The sequence below is a fragment of the Geodermatophilus sp. DF01-2 genome (genome assembly GCF_004571065.1).
In the GTDB taxonomy this organism is placed as follows: Bacteria; Actinomycetota; Actinomycetes; order Mycobacteriales; family Geodermatophilaceae; genus Geodermatophilus.
Map to the genome: position 1 here is coordinate 1 of NZ_SPQN01000079.1, position 19,494 is coordinate 19,494.

Sequence of the window (19,494 nt, forward strand, 5' to 3'; positions counted from 1 at the left end):
CCGATCTCCGGGCCACGGGGGTGGCCGGCCGGCACCGCGCGGCCGACGAGGAGCGGCGGCCGGAGGTGTCGCCGGGCGAGGAGCCGTGGCCGGAGGAGGCGCCGGTCGCGGAGCCGCAGCCGGAGGTGGCGCCGGCTGCTGAGCGCACCGACGCCACGGTCCTCATGCCGCGCGCCGAGGTCGACTGCCTGACCCGGCCGCTGCGGCTCGGCGACCGGATGTCCCGGCCCCGGATCCCGCGTCCCGACGGGGCCCTGCGCGCCTGACGGGGTCCCCCCGTACGCCGTCCCGGACCGACACGCACTACACCCCGCCGTCGCGCCGCGCGACCTCCGCGGCGCGTTCAGCGGCGTGTCGCCGTGGCGGATGTGACGAGTGCGCGCGGGTGGTCACGAAGTCGTCTCGATGGACGACGCACCTCGTGCTCGGCTTGCAGATCTAGTGTTCCCCGACCTAGGGTCCCCCTACATCTAGTAGTTGCACCGCTGTAAGTCCGTCCACAGGCCGATCCCCAGGTCCTCCCCACGACGTCCACCGGATGTCCCCAGGAGGGTCCACAGCCGGCCTCCCGGCTCCGCTGCCCCGGCCGCTCCCACGGCCGCCGCGACGTCCGGGCGGACCGCGCGCCGGGCCACGACACGAGGGGAGGGGACCGCCGTGCGCTGCCCCTTCTGCCACAACCCCGACAGTCGCGTCATCGACTCGCGCGAGGCCGACGAGGGGGCCACCACCCGCCGCCGCCGGTCGTGCCCTGCGTGCGGGCGGCGCTTCACCACGGTGGAGGAGGCCGTGCTCGCCGTCGTCAAGCGCAGCGGCGTGAGCGAGCCGTTCAACCGCGCCAAGGTGGTGGCCGGCGTCCGCCGGGCCTGCCAGGGGCGGCCGGTCGACGAGGACCGGCTGCAGCAGCTCGCCCAGCAGGTCGAGGACGCCGTCCGGGCGACCGGCGCGGCGGAGGTCCCCAGCCACGAGGTGGGGTTGGCCATCCTGCGGCCGCTGCGGGAGCTGGACGAGGTCGCCTACCTGCGCTTCGCCAGCGTCTACCGCGCCTTCACCTCGCTGGAGGACTTCGAGAAGGAGATCACCGAGCTGCGGGCCCGGCACGTCGCGGCCGGGACCCCGCCGCTGCCTGGCATGCAGGACCCGCCGGCCCGCCGGCGGGGTGCGGGGCGCGGCCAGGCCGCCTCCGACGGCAGGGCCGTTCCATGACGACCGTCGCCACCTGAGAACTGTCGGTACCACCCGCTACACACCGAGGGCGGCTCTTCCCCAGCCGCCGGACAACCCACCACCGAGGGAGAGCTCGTGACCGAGACCGAGGATCGCTTGTCGGGCCGCACGCGTCGCGCCGCCAAGGCGCCGACCAGGGGGAAGGGCCTGAAGGTCAAGCGTGTCTTCACCACCGCCGGGGTGCACCCGTACGACGAGGTGACCTGGGAGCGTCGTGACGTCGTCATGACCAACTGGCGGGACGGGTCGATCAACTTCGAGCAGCGCGGCGTGGAGTTCCCCGCCGAGTGGAGCATCAACGCCACGAACATCGTCACCACGAAGTACTTCCGCGGCGCCGTCGGCACCCCGCAGCGGGAGACCAGCCTGCGCCAGCTGATCGACCGGGTCGTGCTGACCTACGGCCAGGCCGGCCGCGAGCACGGCTACTTCGCCTCCGAGGGCGACGCCGAGATCTTCGAGCACGAGCTGACCTGGATGCTGCTGCACCAGCACTTCAGCTTCAACAGCCCCGTCTGGTTCAACGTCGGCACCAGCGCGCCCCAGCAGGTCAGCGCCTGCTTCATCCTCGCCGTGGACGACACGATGGACTCGATCCTCAACTGGTACCGGGAGGAGGGGCTGATCTTCAAGGGCGGCTCCGGCGCCGGCCTGAACCTCTCCCGCATCCGCTCCTCCAAGGAGCTGCTCTCCTCCGGCGGCACGGCCTCCGGCCCGGTCAGCTTCATGCGCGGTGCCGACGCCTCCGCCGGCACCATCAAGTCCGGTGGAGCCACCCGTCGCGCGGCGAAGATGGTCGTCCTCGACATCGACCACCCCGACATCGAAGAGTTCGTCGAGACCAAGGCGCGCGAGGAGGACAAGATCCGCGCGCTGCGCGACGCCGGGTACGACATGGACCTCGGCGGCAGGGACATCACCAGCGTCCAGTACCAGAACGCCAACAACTCCGTCCGGGTCTCGGACGAGTTCATGCGTGCGGTCGAGGACGCCACGGACTTCGGGCTGCGCGCCCGCCTCGACGGCTCGGTCATCGAGACCGTCGACGCCAAGGACCTGTTCCGCAAGGTCACCCAGGCCGCCTGGGAGTGCGCCGACCCGGGCATCCAGTACGACGACACGATCAACGACTGGCACACCAACCCCGAGACCGGGCGGATCAACGCGTCCAACCCCTGCTTCCCGGCCGACCAGCGGGTCGTCACCGACAAGGGGCTCATCCGGATCGGCGACCTGGTGTCCCGCGCCGCCCTCGGCGAGGCGTTCGAGGTCTACACCAACGACGTCACCGCGGAGAGCGACCCGGGAGCCAGGGTGGTGGCCACCCGTCCGCTGCAATACATGGTGACCGGCACCAAGGAGATCCTGTGCCTGTCCTTCTCAGATGGCTCCCGGCTCCGGTGCACCCCCAACCACCGGCTGTGGACCATCAACCGCGGCTGGGTCCGCGCCGAGGACCTTCTTTCCCAGGACCGGGTCGTGCGCTCGTTCCACCACGCTCCGCGGCCGGCCGCCGACCTGGCGCTGCCCGCGCGGGCGTCCGAGGCGGCGCGCCAGGCGCGGGAAGCCGATGTTCGACTGCCGCAGAAGTGGTCGGCGGAGTTCGGGCACTACCTGGGTTGGCTGGTCGGCGACGGCTGCCTCACCGCCGAGGGCGCGGTCACGGTCTACGGCAGCGGTGAGGACGTCGAGGAGATCTTGCCGCTGCACCGAGCAGTCCTCCACGCGGCCGGCGGCATCGAACCCAAGCCGTCACTGCAGTCGAACGGGACACAGCAGCTCCGCTGCATGCGTGGCCAGTGGCGAGTCTTCCTCGAAGGCCTCGGCGTCACCAACGGCGGCAGTTCGGGCAAGCGGGTTCCCGACGCCGTATTCGAGGCTCCCGAGGAGGCACTCACCGCCTTCTTGCGAGGGCTGTTCGACGCCGACGGCACGGTCGTCAACCAGGTCGTCAAGGGCACCCGGTACGTTGGCCTCGGCTCGCGCTCGCCGGAGCTGCTGCGCGACGTCCAGGAGATGCTGGCCTCGCTCGGCATTGCCAGCGGCATCTACGCGACAGGCACGAAAACCGACAGCTTCCGGTACACCCGGGCCGACGGCACGGAGGCGAACTACGGCTCGGACGGCCCCTCGTACGACCTGCGGATCTCCGGCCGCTCCATCCGTGACTTCGCCGCTCGGGTGGGCTTCAGCCTCCCCCGCAAGCAGGAGCGCTTGGACACTCTGCTCGCCGAGCACGGCTTCTACGTGAAGGACGAGACGGTCACGCTGACCGGGCGGGTGAGCGACGGCTTCGAGACGACCTACAATCTGACCGAGCCGCGCAACCACAGCTACATCGTCAACGGCGTCGTGGTGGCCAACTGCTCGGAGTACATGAGCCTGGACAACAGCTCGTGCAACCTGGCGTCGCTGAACCTCATGAAGTTCCTCAAGGACGACGGCACATTTGACACAAGGAACTTCGTGAAGGCCGTGGAGTTGGTCATCACCGCGATGGACATCTCCATCTGCTTCGCCGACTTCCCGACCGAGCCGATCGGCGAGACCACCCGTGCCTATCGCCAGCTGGGCATCGGCTACGCCAACCTGGGCGCGCTGCTCATGGCCACCGGCCACGCGTACGACTCGCGCGGCGGTCAGACCCTCGCCGCGGCGATCACCTCGCTGATGACCGGCACCGCCTACCGCCGCTCGGCCGAGCTGGCCGGCATCGTCGGAGCCTACGAGGGCTTCGCTCGCAACGCCGACGCTCACGCCCGCGTCATGCGCAAGCACTGCGCGGCAAACGACGCCATCCGACCGGTCGGTGCCGACGACGCCGACGTGCTGAAGGTCGCCACCCAGCAGTGGCAGGAGTGCCTCGAGATTGGTGCCGAGAATGGCTGGAGGAATGCGCAGGCCAGTGTATTGGCTCCGACTGGCACCATAGGTTTCAAAATGGACGTGGATACCACTGGCATCGAGCCTGATTTTTCGCTGGTCAAGTACAAGAAGCTGGTCGGCGGCGGCTCGATGCAGATCGTCAACCAGACCGTCCCGCGGGCGTTGCGCAGCCTCGGCTACCAGGACGAGCAGATCGAGGCGATCGTCGAGTACATCTCCGAGCACGGTCACGTCGTCGATGCCCCGACCTTGCGGCCGGAGCACTACGAGGTCTTCGACTGCGCGATGGGCGAACGGGCCATCTCGCCGATGGGCCACGTCCGGATGATGGCCGCGGTGCAGCCGTTCATCTCCGGCGCGATCAGCAAGACGGTCAACATGCCCGAGACGGCGACCGTCGAGGACGTCGAGAACATCTACTTCCAGGGCTGGAAGCTCGGCATCAAGGCGCTGGCGATCTACCGCGACAACTGCAAGGTCGGGCAGCCGCTGTCGGACGCCAAGGCCAAGAAGGCCGAAGCCAAGGTCGAGGCCGCCGCCTCGGCGACCGCGCTGTCGCACCCGGTGCGCAAGCGGCTGCCGAAGAAGCGGACCAGCGTCACCACGTCCTTCAGCGTCGCCGGCGCCGAGGGATACATGACCGCCGGCATGTACGAGGACGGCAGCCTCGGCGAGGTCTTCCTCAAGCTGGGCAAGCAGGGCTCGACCCTGGCCGGTGTCATGGACGCGTTCTCGATCGGCATCTCGCTGGCGCTGCAGCACGGTGTGCCGCTGGAGACCTACATCCAGAAGTTCACCAACATGCGCTTCGAGCCGGCCGGCATGACCGACGACCCGGACATCCGGATCGCCCAGTCGGTGATGGACTACATCTTCCGTCGCCTGGCGCTGGACCACCTGCCGGCGGAGAAGCGGGCCAACCTCGGCATCTTCACCGCCGAGGAGCGGGCCGCCCAGGTCTCCGGTTACGGCAGCTCGGCCTCGACCGCCGCGGTCGTGGAGGAGGAGGTCGACGTCGAGGCGCTGCGCGGCTCGGTGCCGACCGAGGCCCCGGCCAAGCCGGAGGCCGCGCCCGCGAAGGCGGAGAAGCCGGTCAAGGAGGCCCACTCCTCGGCCGAGTTGCTCGAGCTGGTCACCGGGACCGCCACCGACGCGCCGCTGTGCATGACCTGCGGCACAAAGATGCGCCCGGCCGGCAGCTGCTACGTCTGCGAGGGCTGCGGCTCCACCAGCGGCTGCAGCTGATGTAGTCGGTAGTACGGCGACGCCCCGCCCCCACCAGGTGCGGGGACGGGGCGTCGCCGCGTCGAGGGTCACCACTCGGCCGTTCCACCTGCCGAGGCGGCCGCCGATGAGTCGCAGGCCACCGGAGCGTCCACCCGGCATGACGACCGCGCGGGTTTGCGCCCCGGGGCCTCGATGCCACCTTCCCCGCCTGCCTCGAGCCGAACTCGACCGCCACGGCCGGGCGCGGCACCGGCGGTGCCGGTTCCCGGCTGGCGCCGCTGGGTGCCGAAGGCAGGCGAGGCCATCGCGGCAAGCGTCAGGGAGTCGGCCGGGCCCACGCCCTCGAACCCAACGGCAACCTGACGGTCACCACACCCTCGGGCCTCACCGCGGTCGCCACACCACCGCTCTACTCATCGGGCGTGGGGACCGGCGCCTCCGGCCCGATGGAACGTCAGTCGGCCAGCGCCCTCCGGTCGACCGCTCGACGCGCCCGCCCGCCGGGCGTCGTCCGACAGAGGAGCGCCCATCGGGCCACGCTCTCACGGCTCCTTGCTGAACTGACGCCCATGAAGGTCTGGGCCGACACGCCTGGAGGACGGGTCGCCGTCGCGCGCGGCGAGCTCTGCACCGCGCCCCCGGCCACGGCCCGCTCTGGTGCTCGCCTACCGGCGCCCGGCACGAGCGGCAACGTGGGCCTCTCGCCGAGGTGGTCGACGTGCTGTGGCTGCGGGGTCACGTCGACGAGCTCGCCGGCGTAGCGCCTGATGGCGCGGAGGTGTGGCGCCAGGACGTCGAGTGCCTGGGCGACAGCTCGGCGGGAACCCCAGGTCACTGTGGAGAAGGGCCGAGGTGAGGAAGGCGGCCGAGGCGTCGTCGCGGCCGGTCTCCGTGCCGCTGGGCGGACACGTCCAGCGAGTCCGCTTTCGAGGAGCTCGATGGCCTCGTGAGGACGGCCGAGGTTGCGCAGCGTGCTCGCGAGCTGGACGAGGGCGCGTGGACGTCGCGTCGGCGCTCGGCCAAGGTGGCGTCGTGACAGCGCTCATCTCCCACACCACCTTCGACAGCCTCGACCCCCATGCGATGTCGGTCTTCTGGAGTCAGGTGCTCGGGTTCGCCGAGGACCCCGACGACCCGAACGAACCCGGCGACGAGGAGTGCATGATCGTCTCCGACGACGGTGCCCGACGGCTGCTGTTCATCGCGGTCCCGGATGCCAAGCAGGTCAAGAACCGCCTCCACCTGGACCTCAAACCGGCCCAAGGCACCCGCGACGAGGAGCTCCAGCGGCTGCTGGGGCTGGGAGCCCGCACCGTGGCCGACCGCCGCCGCCCGGACGGGTCGGGGTGGGTGGTGCTCGCCGACCCGGAGGGCAACGAGTTCTGCATCCTGCGCAGTGACGCGGAGCGCGCCGAGGCACGGTGAGCACCGGCGGCGTCGCGCCATGCCGCACCGACGGTGGCCGGCGGGCTGGGCTGATCGGTGCCCGACGGTGGCCGGGACCGTCCCGGGTCGACGTGAGGTGGATGCCGGAGGGCACGTCCGGCGATCGGCTCAGCATCTGCATCGCCTGGGCAACCGCCGGACACGGCCCCATCGGGCTGGTCGAAGTGGCCACGCCTTCCGCTACGGCCTCCAGCGCGGCCGTGTTCACCGATGGGCGTATGCCAGGAGCGTCGCAGTCGACGATCAGGACGCGGGCGTCGTCTCTGGCGTCGCGAGCAAGCCCGAGGGCCCATCAGCGGACGCCGACCACCCCGGTGACGGCCGTGCCGACAGGAGCCCGGTTCCGCGCTCCGCCGTCCCGCACGTCACGCAGACCAGGAGCTGACCAGGACAACGGCGTGCAACCCGTTCAGCTCGACCTCCAGGTCGGGTCGACGTACCAGCCCCGCGGCGGCCGCCGTGCGCTGTGAGGCGATGTTGTCCAGCGTCGTGTAGGCGAGCACCGGGAGGGCCGGGTGGTGCACGGCGGCCCAGGCGACGGCGTGCCGGGCGCCCGCGGTGGCGTACCCGCGCCCCCAGTGTTCGGCGGCGTAGCGGTAGTAGAGGTTCAGCACCGGCCGGTCGAGCCAGCGGGCGTGCTGGACGCCGGTGAACCCCACGACACCCGGCGCGTCGGCCAGTTCCACCGCCCAGTAGCCGAAGCCGTGCTCCTCCGAGTGCTCCAGCCATCCGTGCAGCCGCGCGGCACTCGCCGCGCGGTCGCGGTCGGGTCCGGCCGGGTTGTGGACGTTCGTGCGCGGGTCGCCGTGGACGGCGAACACGGCGTCGACGTCCTCGGCCGTCGGCCGACGCACCGCGAGCCCTCCGCCGACGAGGAGCCCATCGCCTGACCAAGTCACCGCGAGACCCTACGAGCCGGCCACCTCCTGCACGATCGCCGCGGCCGCCGCCCGGCCCTCGGGCGCCGGGACGAGCGGGTAGTCGTGGACGGCGCCCTCGCAGACCGTGACCTCGACGTGGGCGCCCTCGGCCGCCCCGCGGTCGCGCAGTCGCAGCGCGTCGGGCAGGCACAGCTCCCGGGTGCCCACGTAGACGTGCACCGGGGCCAGCCCGGCCAGCGGCCCGTTGCCCGGGCTCAGTCGCGGGTCGGTCGGGTCGTCGCCCCCGGCCCACGCGTGCCCGGCCTCGAGCAGCCCAGCGCGGCTCAGCCACGGGTCACGGGCTTCGACGGCCGGGAGGTCCGGATGGCCGAGCGTCAGGTCCAGCCAGGGGGAGAGCAGCACCAGCCGCCGCGGCTGCGGCAACCCGGCATCGGCCAGCGTCTGCGCCAGGCCCAGTGCCAAACCGCCGCCGGCGGAGTCCCCGGTGAGGGTGACCGCGGCGGCGTCCACCTGGTCCAGCAGCTGTCGGTAGACAGCCGTCGCGAACGGATACGCCGCGCGGTGGGTGTGCTCCGGCGCGAGGCCGTAGAGCGGCACCTCCACGCGGACGCCGGCGTCGGCCAGCGCCCCGACCAGTGTCCAGTGCTGCGGGGCGACCGGCGCGATGTAGGCCCCGCCGTGCAGGTACACGGCGGCCCGCTGCGCATCGGCCCCACGTGCCCCGACCGTCCAGACCGGGAATCCCTCCACGTTCCGGCAGGTCACGTCGTGCCGACGCACCAGCCTCTTCGGCGGCTGCGCCGGGGTCTTCGGCTCGGCCATCCGCTGCCGGGCACGCTCGGCGGTGGCCATGCGCGGCTTGCGGGTCAGCCGCAGCACCCCCGCGACCACTCTCATCTGCAGGCTCATGCGGGCAGCTCCGGCACCACGACGTCGTCCTCGTGCAGGCCCGCCACGCTCACCAGGTGGCCGGAGCCCCGCTCCTCGAACAGCGGCACGAACGTCGGCCACCCGTGCACGGCGCCCAGCACGTCGACGTCGACCACCCGTCGCCAGTGGGCGGCGTCGAGCCGGTCGACCCGGCCCCCGGCGGCGACGCCGGCGTCGTCGACCAGGAGGTCGAGCCCGCCGAACTCGTCGAGCACGCAATCCAGGGCGGTCGACCAGTCGGGCTCCGAGGTGACGTCGAGACGCTGGTAGCGCCCCCCGGCCGGGACGTCGGCGCGCGCGGCGAGGTCGGTCACCAGGACGGCGTCCCCCCGGCCGGCGTACCGCGCGGCGAGCGCGGCCCCGAGGCCGGAGGCGCCGCCGGTGACGAGCACGCGTCGCGGTGAGGAGCTGGGGGACATACCCGCGACGCTAGGTGGTCCGTTCCGTGAGCACGTGATCGGGGACGGCACGTCCGTCGCGACGCGGTCGCTCCACCGGTGTGCACGCATCGCGAACGGGACGGCGGCCAGAGCGCGCGGTGTGCACTCCCCGCCGCGGTCGGGGACGAGGCGATCAGACCCGGGTGTCGCGCTTGCTCCACCCGATCACCGCGGTGGCGACGAAGAGGAGCAGGCCCACCACGGCCAGCCAGAACAGCCCCTCCAGGACCGCGCCGATGACGGTGACCGCCAGCCACACGACCAGCAGCAGGCCGATGAGTCGCAGCACGGACGCACCTCCGGAAGTCGGGGCCGACACGGCCAGCGTAGGTCCCGGGCGGCGCCCGGACGACGAGCTCGCGGCGATCGACGAGCACGCCGTCGACTCCGGCGTCGACCTGTGCGCGGCCCCCCGCACGGCCTGGGTCAGGGACCGCGTTCGACCAGCGCGGCCAGCCGGTCCAGCGCCATCCGCCAGCCGAGCTCGTTGTCCGCGGGGCAGACGCCGTCGGGGACGCCGTCGTGCACCGCGGTCAGCTCGGTGCCGCCGTCGGCGTCGGTCAGCGTGATCGTGCTGGTCATCTCGCCCCGCAGGGTGGGGTCGTCGGTCTCGAAGACGTCGACCTCCACGACCAGCTCGCCCGGCACCAGGCGGACGAACCGGCCGCGGTAGGTGTCGGTGTGCGCCGTCGTCTTGCCCTGCGGTCCGGGCTCGGCGTAGGTGAGGGAGACCCGCAGGGCGCCGCCCTCGCGGGCGTCGAACTCGTGCACCTCGCAGGTCATCCCCTCGGGCACCTTCCACCGGGTGACCGCGGCGGGGTCGAGCAGGGCCCGGTAGACGGCGGCGCGCGGTACCCGCAGGAAGCGGCTCACCCGGGTGGTGGTCACGGCTGCATCCTCCCGGATCTCGGGTATTGACGGACGTCGATATACCGCGCCATGCTGGTGGCACCCATCGACACCTGTCGATGGAAGGTCCCCGAGGAGGTCCACGTGTCCCGTGTCCAGCTCGCCCTCCGCGTCGCCGACCTCGACACCGCCGTCGACTTCTACTCCCGGCTGTTCGGGACCACCCCGGCCAAGCGCCGGCCCGGCTACGCCAACTTCGCCGTCGCCGAGCCGCCGCTCAAGCTCGTGCTGCTCGAGGGTGACGCCGGAGAGCCCACCCGCCTGGACCACCTCGGCGTCGAGGTGGCCACCGCCGAGGAGGTCGCAGCGGCCACCTCCCGGCTGGCCGGGGCGGGCCTGGCCACCCGGGTCGAGGAGGGGACGACGTGCTGCTACGCCGTCCAGGACAAGGTGTGGGTGACCGGCCCCGGCGGTGAGCCGTGGGAGGTCTACACGGTCACCGCGGACGCCCGCCCCGACCTCGAGGGCCGCGCGGGGGCGGAGCTGTCCGCGGTCGGCGGCGACGGCCGCTGCTGCGCCCCGTGATCCGCCGAGTGCTACGAACTCGTGGTGATCCCAGCGCGATCACCACGAGTTCGTAGCACTCGACGAGAGCGAGGGGGCGCCGTGGACCTCGACGAGGTGGCCGACGAGCTGTACGCGGTGCCGCCCGACGAGTTCATCGCCCTGCGCAAGGAGCGCCAGGACGACGCCCGGGCCGCGGGGGACCGGACCCTCGCGCGCGAGATCGGCGCGCTGCCCAAGCCGACCGTGGCCGCGTGGGTGTCCAACCTGCTGGTGCGTGAGCAGCGCGCGGAGATCGAGGGGCTCGTCGAGCTCGGCGGCCTGCTCCGCGAGGCGCAGGAGAACCTGGCCGGCGACCAGCTGCGGGCACTCGACCGCCAGCGCTCCCAGCTGCTCACCGCCCTCACCCGCCAGGCGACCGCGCTCGCCCGCGAGCACGGCGCCCGGGTGGGCAGCGCCGGCGAGACCCAGGTCGCGGACACGCTGCGCGCGGCGATGGCCGACCCGGAGGCGGGGGAGGCGCTGCTGTCCGGCCGGCTCACCGGCGCGATGTCCTACAGCGGCCTGGGGACGACGGGCACCCGGCCGGCGCTGCGACTGGTGCCGCCGCGCCCGGAGCAGCCACGGGAGACCGCCCGGTCCCGGAGCGGCACCGCGACCGCCCGCCGGCGGCGCGACGAGGACGCTCGCCGCGCCGCCGAGGAGGAGGCCCGCCGCCGCGAGGAGGAGGCCCGCCGGGCGGCCGAGCGCCGCCGGCGCGAGCTGGCGGAGGCCCGCGCGGCAGCGGAGGAGGCGACGGCGATCGCCGCCGAGGCCGTCGCCGCGGCCGAGGAGGAACGGCACCGGGTCGACGACCTCGACGGCCGCCGGGCCGACCTGCAGGCCCGGGTCGAGGAGCTGGCCGACGAGCTCGCCCGCGCCGAGCGGGAGGCGGCCGAGACCGCCGAGGAGCTCAGGCGCGCCGAGCGGCACCGGCGCACCGCCGAGCGGCACGCCACCGAGGCCACCGCCGCCCGGGACCGAGCCGTCACCGCCCTGCGTGCGCTCGAGGAGGGCTGAGCCCCGGCCTCGGTGCGGCGGGTGGCCGGGGCTCGGGCCGCGGTCGACGCGCTCCTGGACCGGCGGGCTGACCGCGACGTCCTGAGCCCGGGGTGCCTCGGCAGCCCGCACGGAGGGCGCGAGGGGGACGTCAGGCGCAGCGGGGGCCGTCGTCCTCCGGTCGCACGATCGGTTCCTGCGGCGGCGTCTCGGTGGCGATCGCCGGACGGTCGGCGCCGACGGTGCGCCCGAACTCCTGGGTGGCCCAGACGGAGCCGTCGTCCGCGCAGTGGACGCCGATCCCGATCCGGTTCCAGCCGGGGTTGAGGACGTTGACCCGGTGGTCGTCCGAGCGCATCCAGCCGGCGTGGATCGTGCCCGCCGGTACCGGGCCGGTCGCCGTGAAGATGTTCTCCCCGAGCGCTCGGAAGCCGGAGAGCGATCCGCTCCGGAGCAGCGCACCGAGGTCCTGGTGCTGCAGCTGTCCGGTCCGCGCCATCTCGGCGCTCCAGCCGCGGGCCACGTCGGCCAGCTGCTCGTCCCACTCCAGCGGCGCGAGCCGGCGGGCCTCCCGCTCGGCATTGACCCGGTCGAAGATGGCTCGGGCGATCCGTTCCTCGGCCGAGGACGCGTCGACCGGCGGCGGCGACTCCGGTGCAGGAGCGGTGCCGGTCGCGGCGACGGGGACCTCGACCGCCACGCAGCCGGTCAGGAGCACGGCGACGGCGGTGAGGACGGCAGCGAGCGGCGCGCGGATCATGGAGGGGCGGTACCCGCTCCGGGACGCCGGTGCGGGTCGGTCGGATCGCGATCCGGCATCGGTTCACGGCACGACCCGGTGGCCCGGTCGCCGGGCGGGGAGGACGCGGCCTCATTAGCGTCGCCCCATGACCGCACCCCGCGTCGCCATCGTCACCGGCTCCGAGTCCGGCATCGGCCGGGCCACCGCCGTCGCGCTCGCCGAGCAGGGCTGCGACGTCGGCATCACCTGGTACCGGGAGGAGGAGGCCGCCGAGGCCACGGCGGAGGAGGTCCGTGCCCTCGGGCGGCGCGCGGAGGTCCGGTACGTGGATCTCACCCGGCTGCCGCAGGCCGCCGACGTGGTGGACGACCTCGCCGACGCCCTCGGCGGGGTGGACGTCCTGGTCAACGACGCCGGCACCGGCCACATGTCGACCGTCCTCGACACCGACTTCGCCACCTGGCGCGAGGTGCTGACCACCGACCTCGACGCCGCGTTCCTCGGCCTGCAGCGGGCCGCCCGCCGGATGGTCGCCGCCGGCCGCGGGGGGCGGATCGTCAACGTCACCAGCGTGCACGAGCACCAGCCGCGGGTCGGCGCCGCGGCCTACTGCGCGGCCAAGGGCGGGCTCGGCCTGCTCACCCGGGTGGCCGCGATCGAGCTGGCCGAGCACGGCATCACCGTCAACGCCGTCGCGCCGGGCGAGATCGCCACCCCGATGACCGGCCAGGAGGACGAGGACCCCACCGCTCCTGGGCACGAGCGCCCCGGCGTCCCGCTGCGTCGCCCCGGCGACGCCCGCGAGGTGGCTGCCGTCGTCGCCTTCCTCGCCTCCCCGGCGGCCGGCTACGTCACCGGCGCCTCGTGGTCGGTGGACGGCGGGATGCTGCAGATGGGCCCGATGGCCGGCTCCCACCTCACCTCGGACGACTGGCGCCGCCCCTGAGGAAGGACCCCGTCCTCCCCACCCCTCGCAAGCTCGGGGCGGTGCCCTGGACGCGGCCGTCCGCGGTGTCCGTTCTCAGGTGTCCCGGCGCTTGTCCCGCTTGTCGCGGTAGAGGTCGGCGTCGGCGCGCACGAGCAGCTCGGAGAGGGAGTCCTCGGGTCGCACGGTCGCCGTCCCCGCCGACCAGGCCGCCGGATGGCCGGCCCGCAGCCGGGACAGCAGCTCGGCCGCCCGCTGCGCGTCGGTGCCGGGCAGGCAGAGGACGAACTCGTCGCCGCCGTAGCGGCCGAGCGAGTCGGCCAGCCGCAGCTCGGTGCTCCACCGACCGGCGAGGGTCCGCAGCAGCGCGTCGCCGGCGCCGTGCCCCTGCTCGTCGTTGATCCTCTTGAAGTCGTCGAGATCGAGCACGGCGACGGTCAGCGGCTCGCCGGTGCGCAGCGCGTGCGCCAGCGACCGGTTGGCCTCCGCCTCCCAGGTCCGCCGGTTGGCCAGTCCGGTGAGCGGGTCGGTGCCGGCCGCCTGACGCAGCTCGCCGGTGATCCGCGCCTGCGCCTCGGTGAGGACGACGACGGTCACCACCGCCGTCGCCCACGCGAGCAGGAAACCGGAGGGCGCCGCGGCCACGGCGCCGGCGGTGGTGACGGTGAGCAGGACGGCGACGTGCACCCGGGCGGCGCGTCGGGAGAGGAAGTGGGCGCTGAAGACCCCCACGGCCACCATCGCCGGGCCCAGGCCGACGATCCCGACCGCGGTGGCCGAGCGCCAGGTCAGCACGCCGAGGGCCGCCGACGCCAGCGCGATGGCGACGTGCAGCGCCGGAGGGCCCAGCCGGTCGCGGCGCAGCCAGAGGACGGCCGCCCCGGCGGCGCCCACCCCGGCGAGCGCCCACAGGAGCGGGACCGGCGTGCCCGGCGACATCGGCACCAGCGCCCCCACCACGCACAGCACCGCACTCACCGCGTACAGCAGCGAGATGCCCCCCGGCCGGTGCGCGTACATGGATCCCCCGTTCGTCCGGGCCAGCATCAGCTGACCGGACGACGCTCCGCAGCGGTCGGTGACGGTCCCGCCCCCATGGGGTGAGGCGCCGCCGCCCACCCGGGGGACGGCGTCGCCTCGCCCGGGTGGCGGCCCCTCACCCGCCGGTGAGCTCGGTCGGCACGCTGGTGACGTCGACCATCGCGCCGCGGCGGTGCACGGTCACCGGTGGAGCCGCGGTCATGCCATGGGCCGACAGCGGCCCGATACTGGCGCGGTGACCATCCCGGCGGCCGCCCGTCGAGCCGCGGCGGAGCAGGCGTGGACGGTGCTGCGGCCGGAGCTCGCGGAAGAGGCGCTCGCGGCACTGGGCCCGGCCGAGGGCGACGCCTTCCTGGCCCGCGCCGACCTCGCGCTCCACGACGTGCACGAGGCGCTCACCGTCCTCTACGGGGACGCGGCCGACGACCTCTTCGCCCGGTCGCTGCGCACCGCGCTGGCCGCCGCGGCCGAGCGGCCGGAGGAGCTGCGGCGGGTCGACCGGCGCCGCGAGATCGACCCGGGCTGGTTCCAGCGGTCGCGGGTGCAGGGCTACGTCTGCTACGTCGACCGGTTCTGCGGCACCCTCGACCGGCTGCGCGCCCACCTCGACCACCTCGCCGAGCTGGGGACGACCTACCTGCACCTCATGCCGCTGCTGCGGCCGCGGCCCGGGGAGAACGACGGCGGCTACGCGGTGATGGACTACCGCGCCGTCGACCCGCGGCTGGGCGCCATGGCCGACCTGGAGGACGTCGCCACCGCGCTGCACGACCGCGGCATGGCCCTCTGCATCGACCTGGTGCTCAACCACACCGCCCGCGAGCACGCCTGGGCGCAAGGGTGGCTGGCCGGCGACCCGGCCTACGCCGGCTTCTACACCGCCTATCCCGACCGCACGCTGCCCGACGCCTACGACGCCACGATCCCCGAGGTCTTCCCCGACCGGGCGCCGGGCTCGTTCAGCTGGGTGCCGGAGGCCTGCGGCGGCGCCGGCGGCTGGGTGTGGACGACGTTCTGGCCCTACCAGTGGGACCTGGACTACGCCAACCCCGGGGTCACCCTGGCGATGCTCGGGGAGATCACCTGGCTGGCCAACCGCGGCGTCGACGTCTTCCGGATGGACGCCGTCCCGTTCGTGTGGAAGCGGCTGGGCACCAGCTGCCAGAACCAGCCCGAGGGGCACTCCCTGCTGCAGCTGCTGCACGCGCTGACCCGGCTGGCCGCCCCCGGCGTCGTGTTCAAGGCCGAGGCGATCGTCTCGCCCGACGACCTGGTGGCCTACCTCGGCGGCCACGACCGCTACCGGCCCGAGTGCGAGCTGGCCTACCACAACTCGCTCATGGTGCTGCTGTGGAGCAGCCTGGCGACCCAGGACGTCCGGCTCGCCCGGCAGGCGCTGGGCCGGATGCGGCCGATCCCGCCCGCCGCCACCTGGGTCACCTACGTGCGCGGCCACGACGACATCGGTTGGGCGGTCACCGACGAGGACGCCGCCGCGGTCGGGCTGGACGGGTTCGCGCACCGCCGCTTCCTCAACGACTTCTACTCCGGCCGCTTCCCGGGCTCGTTCGCCCGCGGCGCCCTGTTCCAGGAGAACGAGGCCACCGGCGACGCCCGCATCTCCGGCTCGGCGGCGTCCCTGTGCGGCATCGAGGCCGCGCTCGAGGCCGGCGACGACGCCGCGGTGGACGCCGGCATCCGCCGGTTGGTGCTGCTCTACTCGGTGGTCTATGCGTACGGCGGCATCCCGCTGCTGTACATGGGCGACGAGCTGGCCCTGCGCAACGACTCCGGCTACCTGACCGATCCCGCGCGGGCGCCGGACAACCGCTGGATGCACCGGCCGCCGATGGACTGGTCCGCCGCCGCCCGGCGCGGCGACGCGGCCACCCTGGAGGCGCGGGTCTTCGGCGAGCTGCGGCGGCTCGGGGAGGTCCGCCGCTCGCTGCTGGCGCTGCGCGGCGGCGTGGAGTCGGCGGTGGTGGACGCCGGCAGCGACGCGGTGCTGGTGTGGCGGCGCAAGCACCCGCGCAGCGGCGCGTTCGTCGGCCTGGCCAACGTCTCGCCGTTCCCGCAGGCCGTGGACGCCGACACCGTCACCGGCTTCGGCACCTTCGCGCAGGTGCACGGCAGCGACGGCCCCCTCCCGGTGCGGGACGGGCAGCTCGTCGTCCCGGGGCTCGGCTTCGCCTGGTTCGCCGAGCCCTGACCGGGCGGGCCCGGCGCTCCGGCCGGTGCGTGGGAGGCGCCCATCGGAGCCGGGTGAGACGGGGATCCCCGGGGTAGGGGGCGTGCATGACCGAACCGCGCCCTCTCGCCCTCGTCACCGGCGCCTCCAGCGGGATCGGCTTCGAGCTCGCCCGGCAGTTCGCCGAGAACGGGTTCGACCTGCTGGTCAACGCCGAGGACACCTCCATCGACACCGCCGCGGCCAAGCTGCGCAGCTCCGGCACCGCCGTGTCCGGCTTCCGGGCCGACCTGCGCACCGCTGCCGGGGTCGACGCCCTGTGGGACGCCGTCCAGGCCACCGGCCGCCCCCTGGCGGCCGCCGCGCTCAACGCCGGGGTCGGGCAGGGCGGCACCTTCGTCGAGATCCCCATCGAGAAGGAGCTCGAGGTCATCGACCTCAACGTCACCTCGACGGTGCGGCTGGCCAAGCTCGTGCTCCGCGACATGGTGGCGCGCGACGAGGGGCGGGTCCTGATCACCTCGTCGATCGCCTCGACGATGCCCGGCTCCTTCCAGGCCGTCTACAACGCCTCCAAGTCCTTCCTGCAGTCGTTCGCCGAGGCTCTGGTGGAGGAGTTGAAGGACAGCGCGGTCACCGTCACCTCGCTGATGCCCGGGCCCACCGACACCGAGTTCTTCGACCGGGCGGAACTGCAGGACACCAAGGTCGGCACCAGCAAGAAGGACGACCCCGCGCAGGTGGCCGAGCAGGGCTTCCAGGCCCTGATGAAGGGCGAGGACAAGGTCGTCGCCGGGTCGGCGAAGACCAAGGCGCAGGGCGTGGCCAACAAGGTGCTCCCGGACAGCCTGAAGTCGAAGGCGCACCGCCAGATGGCGGAGCCCGGCAGCGGGGAGTAGCAGCATGCCCGGCATCCAGGACCTGGCCCTCCCCCTGCGGGACGCGGCCGACCTGGACCCGCTGCTCGAGCGGGTCGGGGATGCGCGCATCGTGGCGATTGGCGAGGCCAGCCACGGCACCTCCGAGTACTACGCCTGGCGGGCCGCGCTGACCCGCCGACTGGTCACCGAACGCGGCTTCGGCTTCGTCGCCGTCGAGGGTGACTGGCCCGACTGCTACCGGGTCAACCGCAGCGTCAAGCTCCGCCCGGGTGCCGACCCCGACCCGCACGACGCCCTCGACGCCTTCGCCCGCTGGCCGACGTGGATGTGGGCCAACGACGACGTCGTCGACTTCTGCCGGTGGCTGCGCGACGTCAACGCCGAGCGCCCGGAGGCCGAGCGGGTGGGCTTCTACGGCCTCGACGTCTACAGCCTGTGGGACTCGATGCACGAGCTCGTCGGCTGGCTGCGCGCGAACGAGCCCGAGCACGTGGACACCGCGGTCCGGGCGCTGCGCTGCTTCGAGCCCTTCGGCGAGGACGGCGCCGAGTACGCCTTCGCCAGCCGCCTCGCCCCCACCAGCTGCGAGCAGGCCGTCGTCGAGCTGCTGCGCTCGCTGTGCGAGGAGCGCGGCCGGCAGGAGGCCGACTCGGACCCGGAGGCCCGGTTCTCCGCCGAGCAGAACGCCGCGGTCGTCGTCGACGCGGAGCGCTACTACCGCGCGATGGTGCAGGGCTCGGCGGAGTCGTGGAACGTCCGCGACGTGCACATGGCCGACACCCTCGACCGGCTGCTGGCCCACAGCGACAACGGCCCCCACCCGCCCAAGGCCGTCGTCTGGGAGCACAACACGCACATCGGCGACGCGCGGGCCACCGACATGGCCGGTGCCGGGATGGTCAACGTCGGCCAGCTGCTGCGCGAGCGGCACGGCACCGACGACGTCGTCCTGGTCGGGTTCGGCGGCTACCGCGGCGGGGTCATCGCCGGCAGCGAGTGGGGCGCCCAGATGCAGCGGATGCCGGTGCCCGAGGCCCGCCGCGGCAGCCTGGAGGCGCTGCTGCACGACGAGGTGGGCCGCGACGCGCTGCTCGTCTGGGCCCGCGACGGCTCCCGGCCGGCCGAGCTGGAGCGGCGGCTGGACCACCGGGCGATCGGGGTGGTCTACCGGCCCGAGCGGGAGACGTGGGGCAACTACGTCCCCACCGTGCTGGGGGAGCGCTACGACGCCTTCCTGTACCTCGACGACACCCGCCCGCTGCAGCCGCTGCACCTGGAGCAGGCCGACGAGCACGTGCCGCCGACGGCGCACACGGTCTGAGGCGGGGAACGGCTCTGCGACACGCCTCGGAAGGACGGCTGGAGAGCCGCCCGGTCGCCGCGCCCGCCGCGGCGCCGTACCCGCCGGGCGCCCGCACGCTGGAGCTGGGGCCGCACGCCGAGGCCCGGCTGCTCGTCCCCGCCGGGGAGCCCCGGCCCCGGCCGCTGCTGGTGTTCTTCCACGGCGCGGGCGGCACGGCGGCGCAGAGCCTGGCCGCCGTCGGCGACCTGGCCGCCGCGCGCGGCGCCCTGGTGCTGGCCCCCTCGTCGGTCGCCTCCACCTGGGACCTCGTCGCCGGCGGCCTCGGCCGGGACGTCGCGGTGCTCGACGCCGCCCTCGAGCAGGTCTTCGCCCGGCAGCCGATCACCCGGGTGGCGTTCGGCGGCTTCTCCGACGGCGCCTCCTACGCGCTGAGCCTCGGACTGGCCAACGGCGACCTGGCCGAGGCCGTGCTCGCCTTCTCCCCGGGGTTCGCCAGCCCGCCCCGCCGGGTGGGCCGGCCGCGGGTCTGGATCGCCCACGGCAGCGCCGACCGCGTGCTGCCCGTCGAGCGGTGCGGACGGCGGCTGGCGCGCGCCCTCGGCGCCGCCGACTACGACGTGACCTACGAAGAGTTCGACGGCGGCCACGTCGTCCGGCATCAGGACGTGACCGCCGCCCTCACCACCTGGCTCGGCGCCCCTGGCTGACGGGCCCACCCGGCGCCGTCCCCGACGATCAGGTCAGCTGGTCATTGCGGCTCCTGGCTCAGCACTGGTCGTGAGCCAGGAGCCGAATCCGGGAGCTGACCGGAAAATAGCCACCCGCACTGGGGCTCGGCGAGCGCGCTGCAGCGGACCTCGGCGGCAATCGGCGAGGTCGGCTCGAGTGTGGGGTCAGGCTGCTGCGGTGAGGGTGACGGTGTAGCC

General features: G+C 73.7%; 18 protein-coding genes. 11 read left to right on the forward strand and 7 right to left on the reverse strand.

Annotated elements, in window-relative coordinates; translation table 11 throughout:
* From E4P41_RS22290 to E4P41_RS22295, 4 genes are all read left to right on the forward strand, one after another.
* On the forward strand, window positions 1-266 hold a 266-nt coding region (locus tag E4P41_RS22290), incomplete at its 5' end, for a hypothetical protein (RefSeq protein WP_209307777.1).
* Between the two features lie 391 nt (window positions 267-657).
* The gene (gene nrdR / locus E4P41_RS17480; protein WP_135142539.1) at window positions 658-1,206 is read left to right on the forward strand and encodes a transcriptional regulator NrdR; all 549 of its coding nucleotides are present in this window, start codon (window positions 658-660) and stop codon (window positions 1,204-1,206) included.
* A 96-nt stretch (window positions 1,207-1,302) separates the two neighbouring features.
* Window positions 1,303-5,358, forward strand: a complete 4,056-nt coding sequence (locus tag E4P41_RS17485) for a vitamin B12-dependent ribonucleotide reductase (protein WP_209307778.1) — start codon at window positions 1,303-1,305, stop codon at window positions 5,356-5,358.
* Window positions 5,359-6,372: 1,014 nt separating this feature from the next.
* Window positions 6,373-6,765: a VOC family protein gene (locus E4P41_RS22295; RefSeq protein WP_167761148.1), complete on the forward strand. Its 393-nt coding sequence runs from the start codon at window positions 6,373-6,375 to the stop codon at window positions 6,763-6,765.
* A 386-nt stretch (window positions 6,766-7,151) separates the two neighbouring features.
* On the opposite strand, the gene E4P41_RS17505 is transcribed toward E4P41_RS22295, so the two are convergent.
* The 5 genes from E4P41_RS17505 to E4P41_RS17520 all read right to left on the reverse strand — a co-directional run bounded on the left by E4P41_RS17505 (window position 7,152) and on the right by E4P41_RS17520 (window position 9,925).
* Entirely contained in the window at window positions 7,152-7,640 is a 489-nt protein-coding gene (locus E4P41_RS17505; RefSeq protein WP_167761149.1) for a GNAT family N-acetyltransferase, read from the reverse strand.
* A gap of 54 nt (window positions 7,641-7,694) precedes the next feature.
* A complete protein-coding gene (locus tag E4P41_RS17510; protein ID WP_209307779.1) occupies window positions 7,695-8,576 on the reverse strand; it encodes an alpha/beta hydrolase in 882 nt (293 codons plus the stop codon).
* On the reverse strand, window positions 8,573-9,016 hold the full coding sequence (locus E4P41_RS17515) for an SDR family NAD(P)-dependent oxidoreductase (protein ID WP_167761150.1): 444 nt from the start codon (window positions 9,014-9,016) through the stop codon (window positions 8,573-8,575). The genes E4P41_RS17510 and E4P41_RS17515 overlap by 4 nt, the downstream gene beginning before the upstream one ends.
* A 154-nt stretch (window positions 9,017-9,170) precedes the next feature.
* On the reverse strand, window positions 9,171-9,326 hold the full coding sequence (locus tag E4P41_RS22300; RefSeq protein WP_167761151.1) for a hypothetical protein: 156 nt from the start codon (window positions 9,324-9,326) through the stop codon (window positions 9,171-9,173).
* Window positions 9,327-9,463: 137 nt separating this feature from the next.
* Window positions 9,464-9,925, reverse strand: a complete 462-nt coding sequence (locus E4P41_RS17520; RefSeq protein WP_135142543.1) for an SRPBCC family protein — start codon at window positions 9,923-9,925, stop codon at window positions 9,464-9,466.
* 105 nt (window positions 9,926-10,030) lie between these two features.
* Between E4P41_RS17520 and E4P41_RS17525 the strand changes: the two genes are divergently transcribed.
* Both E4P41_RS17525 and E4P41_RS17530 read left to right on the forward strand, forming a co-directional pair.
* Window positions 10,031-10,471 carry an ArsI/CadI family heavy metal resistance metalloenzyme gene (locus E4P41_RS17525; protein WP_135142544.1) on the forward strand — a complete coding sequence of 147 codons (441 nt, stop codon included), beginning with the start codon at window positions 10,031-10,033 and terminating at the stop codon, window positions 10,469-10,471.
* Between the two features lie 81 nt (window positions 10,472-10,552).
* Entirely contained in the window at window positions 10,553-11,509 is a 957-nt protein-coding gene (locus E4P41_RS17530) for a hypothetical protein (RefSeq protein ID WP_135142545.1), read from the forward strand.
* Window positions 11,510-11,639: 130 nt separating this feature from the next.
* On the opposite strand, the gene E4P41_RS17535 is transcribed toward E4P41_RS17530, so the two are convergent.
* The gene (locus E4P41_RS17535) at window positions 11,640-12,248 is read right to left on the reverse strand and encodes a CAP domain-containing protein (protein WP_135142546.1); all 609 of its coding nucleotides are present in this window, start codon (window positions 12,246-12,248) and stop codon (window positions 11,640-11,642) included.
* Between the two features lie 127 nt (window positions 12,249-12,375).
* On the opposite strand from E4P41_RS17535, the gene E4P41_RS17540 reads away from it, so the two are divergent.
* Window positions 12,376-13,176 carry an SDR family oxidoreductase gene (locus E4P41_RS17540; RefSeq protein ID WP_135142547.1) on the forward strand — a complete coding sequence of 267 codons (801 nt, stop codon included), beginning with the start codon at window positions 12,376-12,378 and terminating at the stop codon, window positions 13,174-13,176.
* 75 nt (window positions 13,177-13,251) lie between these two features.
* On the opposite strand, the gene E4P41_RS17545 is transcribed toward E4P41_RS17540, so the two are convergent.
* Entirely contained in the window at window positions 13,252-14,202 is a 951-nt protein-coding gene (locus E4P41_RS17545; RefSeq protein ID WP_135142548.1) for a GGDEF domain-containing protein, read from the reverse strand.
* A 229-nt stretch (window positions 14,203-14,431) separates the two neighbouring features.
* Between E4P41_RS17545 and E4P41_RS17550 the strand changes: the two genes are divergently transcribed.
* The 4 genes from E4P41_RS17550 (at window position 14,432) to E4P41_RS17565 (ending at window position 19,275) form a co-directional block, all read left to right on the forward strand.
* Complete coding sequence (locus tag E4P41_RS17550) at window positions 14,432-16,405, forward strand: alpha-amylase family protein (protein WP_245177446.1); 1,974 nt, start codon at window positions 14,432-14,434, stop codon at window positions 16,403-16,405.
* 86 nt (window positions 16,406-16,491) lie between these two features.
* The gene (locus E4P41_RS17555; RefSeq protein ID WP_135142550.1) at window positions 16,492-17,283 is read left to right on the forward strand and encodes an SDR family NAD(P)-dependent oxidoreductase; all 792 of its coding nucleotides are present in this window, start codon (window positions 16,492-16,494) and stop codon (window positions 17,281-17,283) included.
* A 4-nt stretch (window positions 17,284-17,287) separates the two neighbouring features.
* Window positions 17,288-18,586: an erythromycin esterase family protein gene (locus tag E4P41_RS17560; protein WP_135142551.1), complete on the forward strand. Its 1,299-nt coding sequence runs from the start codon at window positions 17,288-17,290 to the stop codon at window positions 18,584-18,586.
* A 170-nt stretch (window positions 18,587-18,756) separates the two neighbouring features.
* A complete protein-coding gene (locus tag E4P41_RS17565) occupies window positions 18,757-19,275 on the forward strand; it encodes a phospholipase (RefSeq protein ID WP_245177447.1) in 519 nt (172 codons plus the stop codon).
* Window positions 19,276-19,494 lie beyond the last annotated feature (219 nt).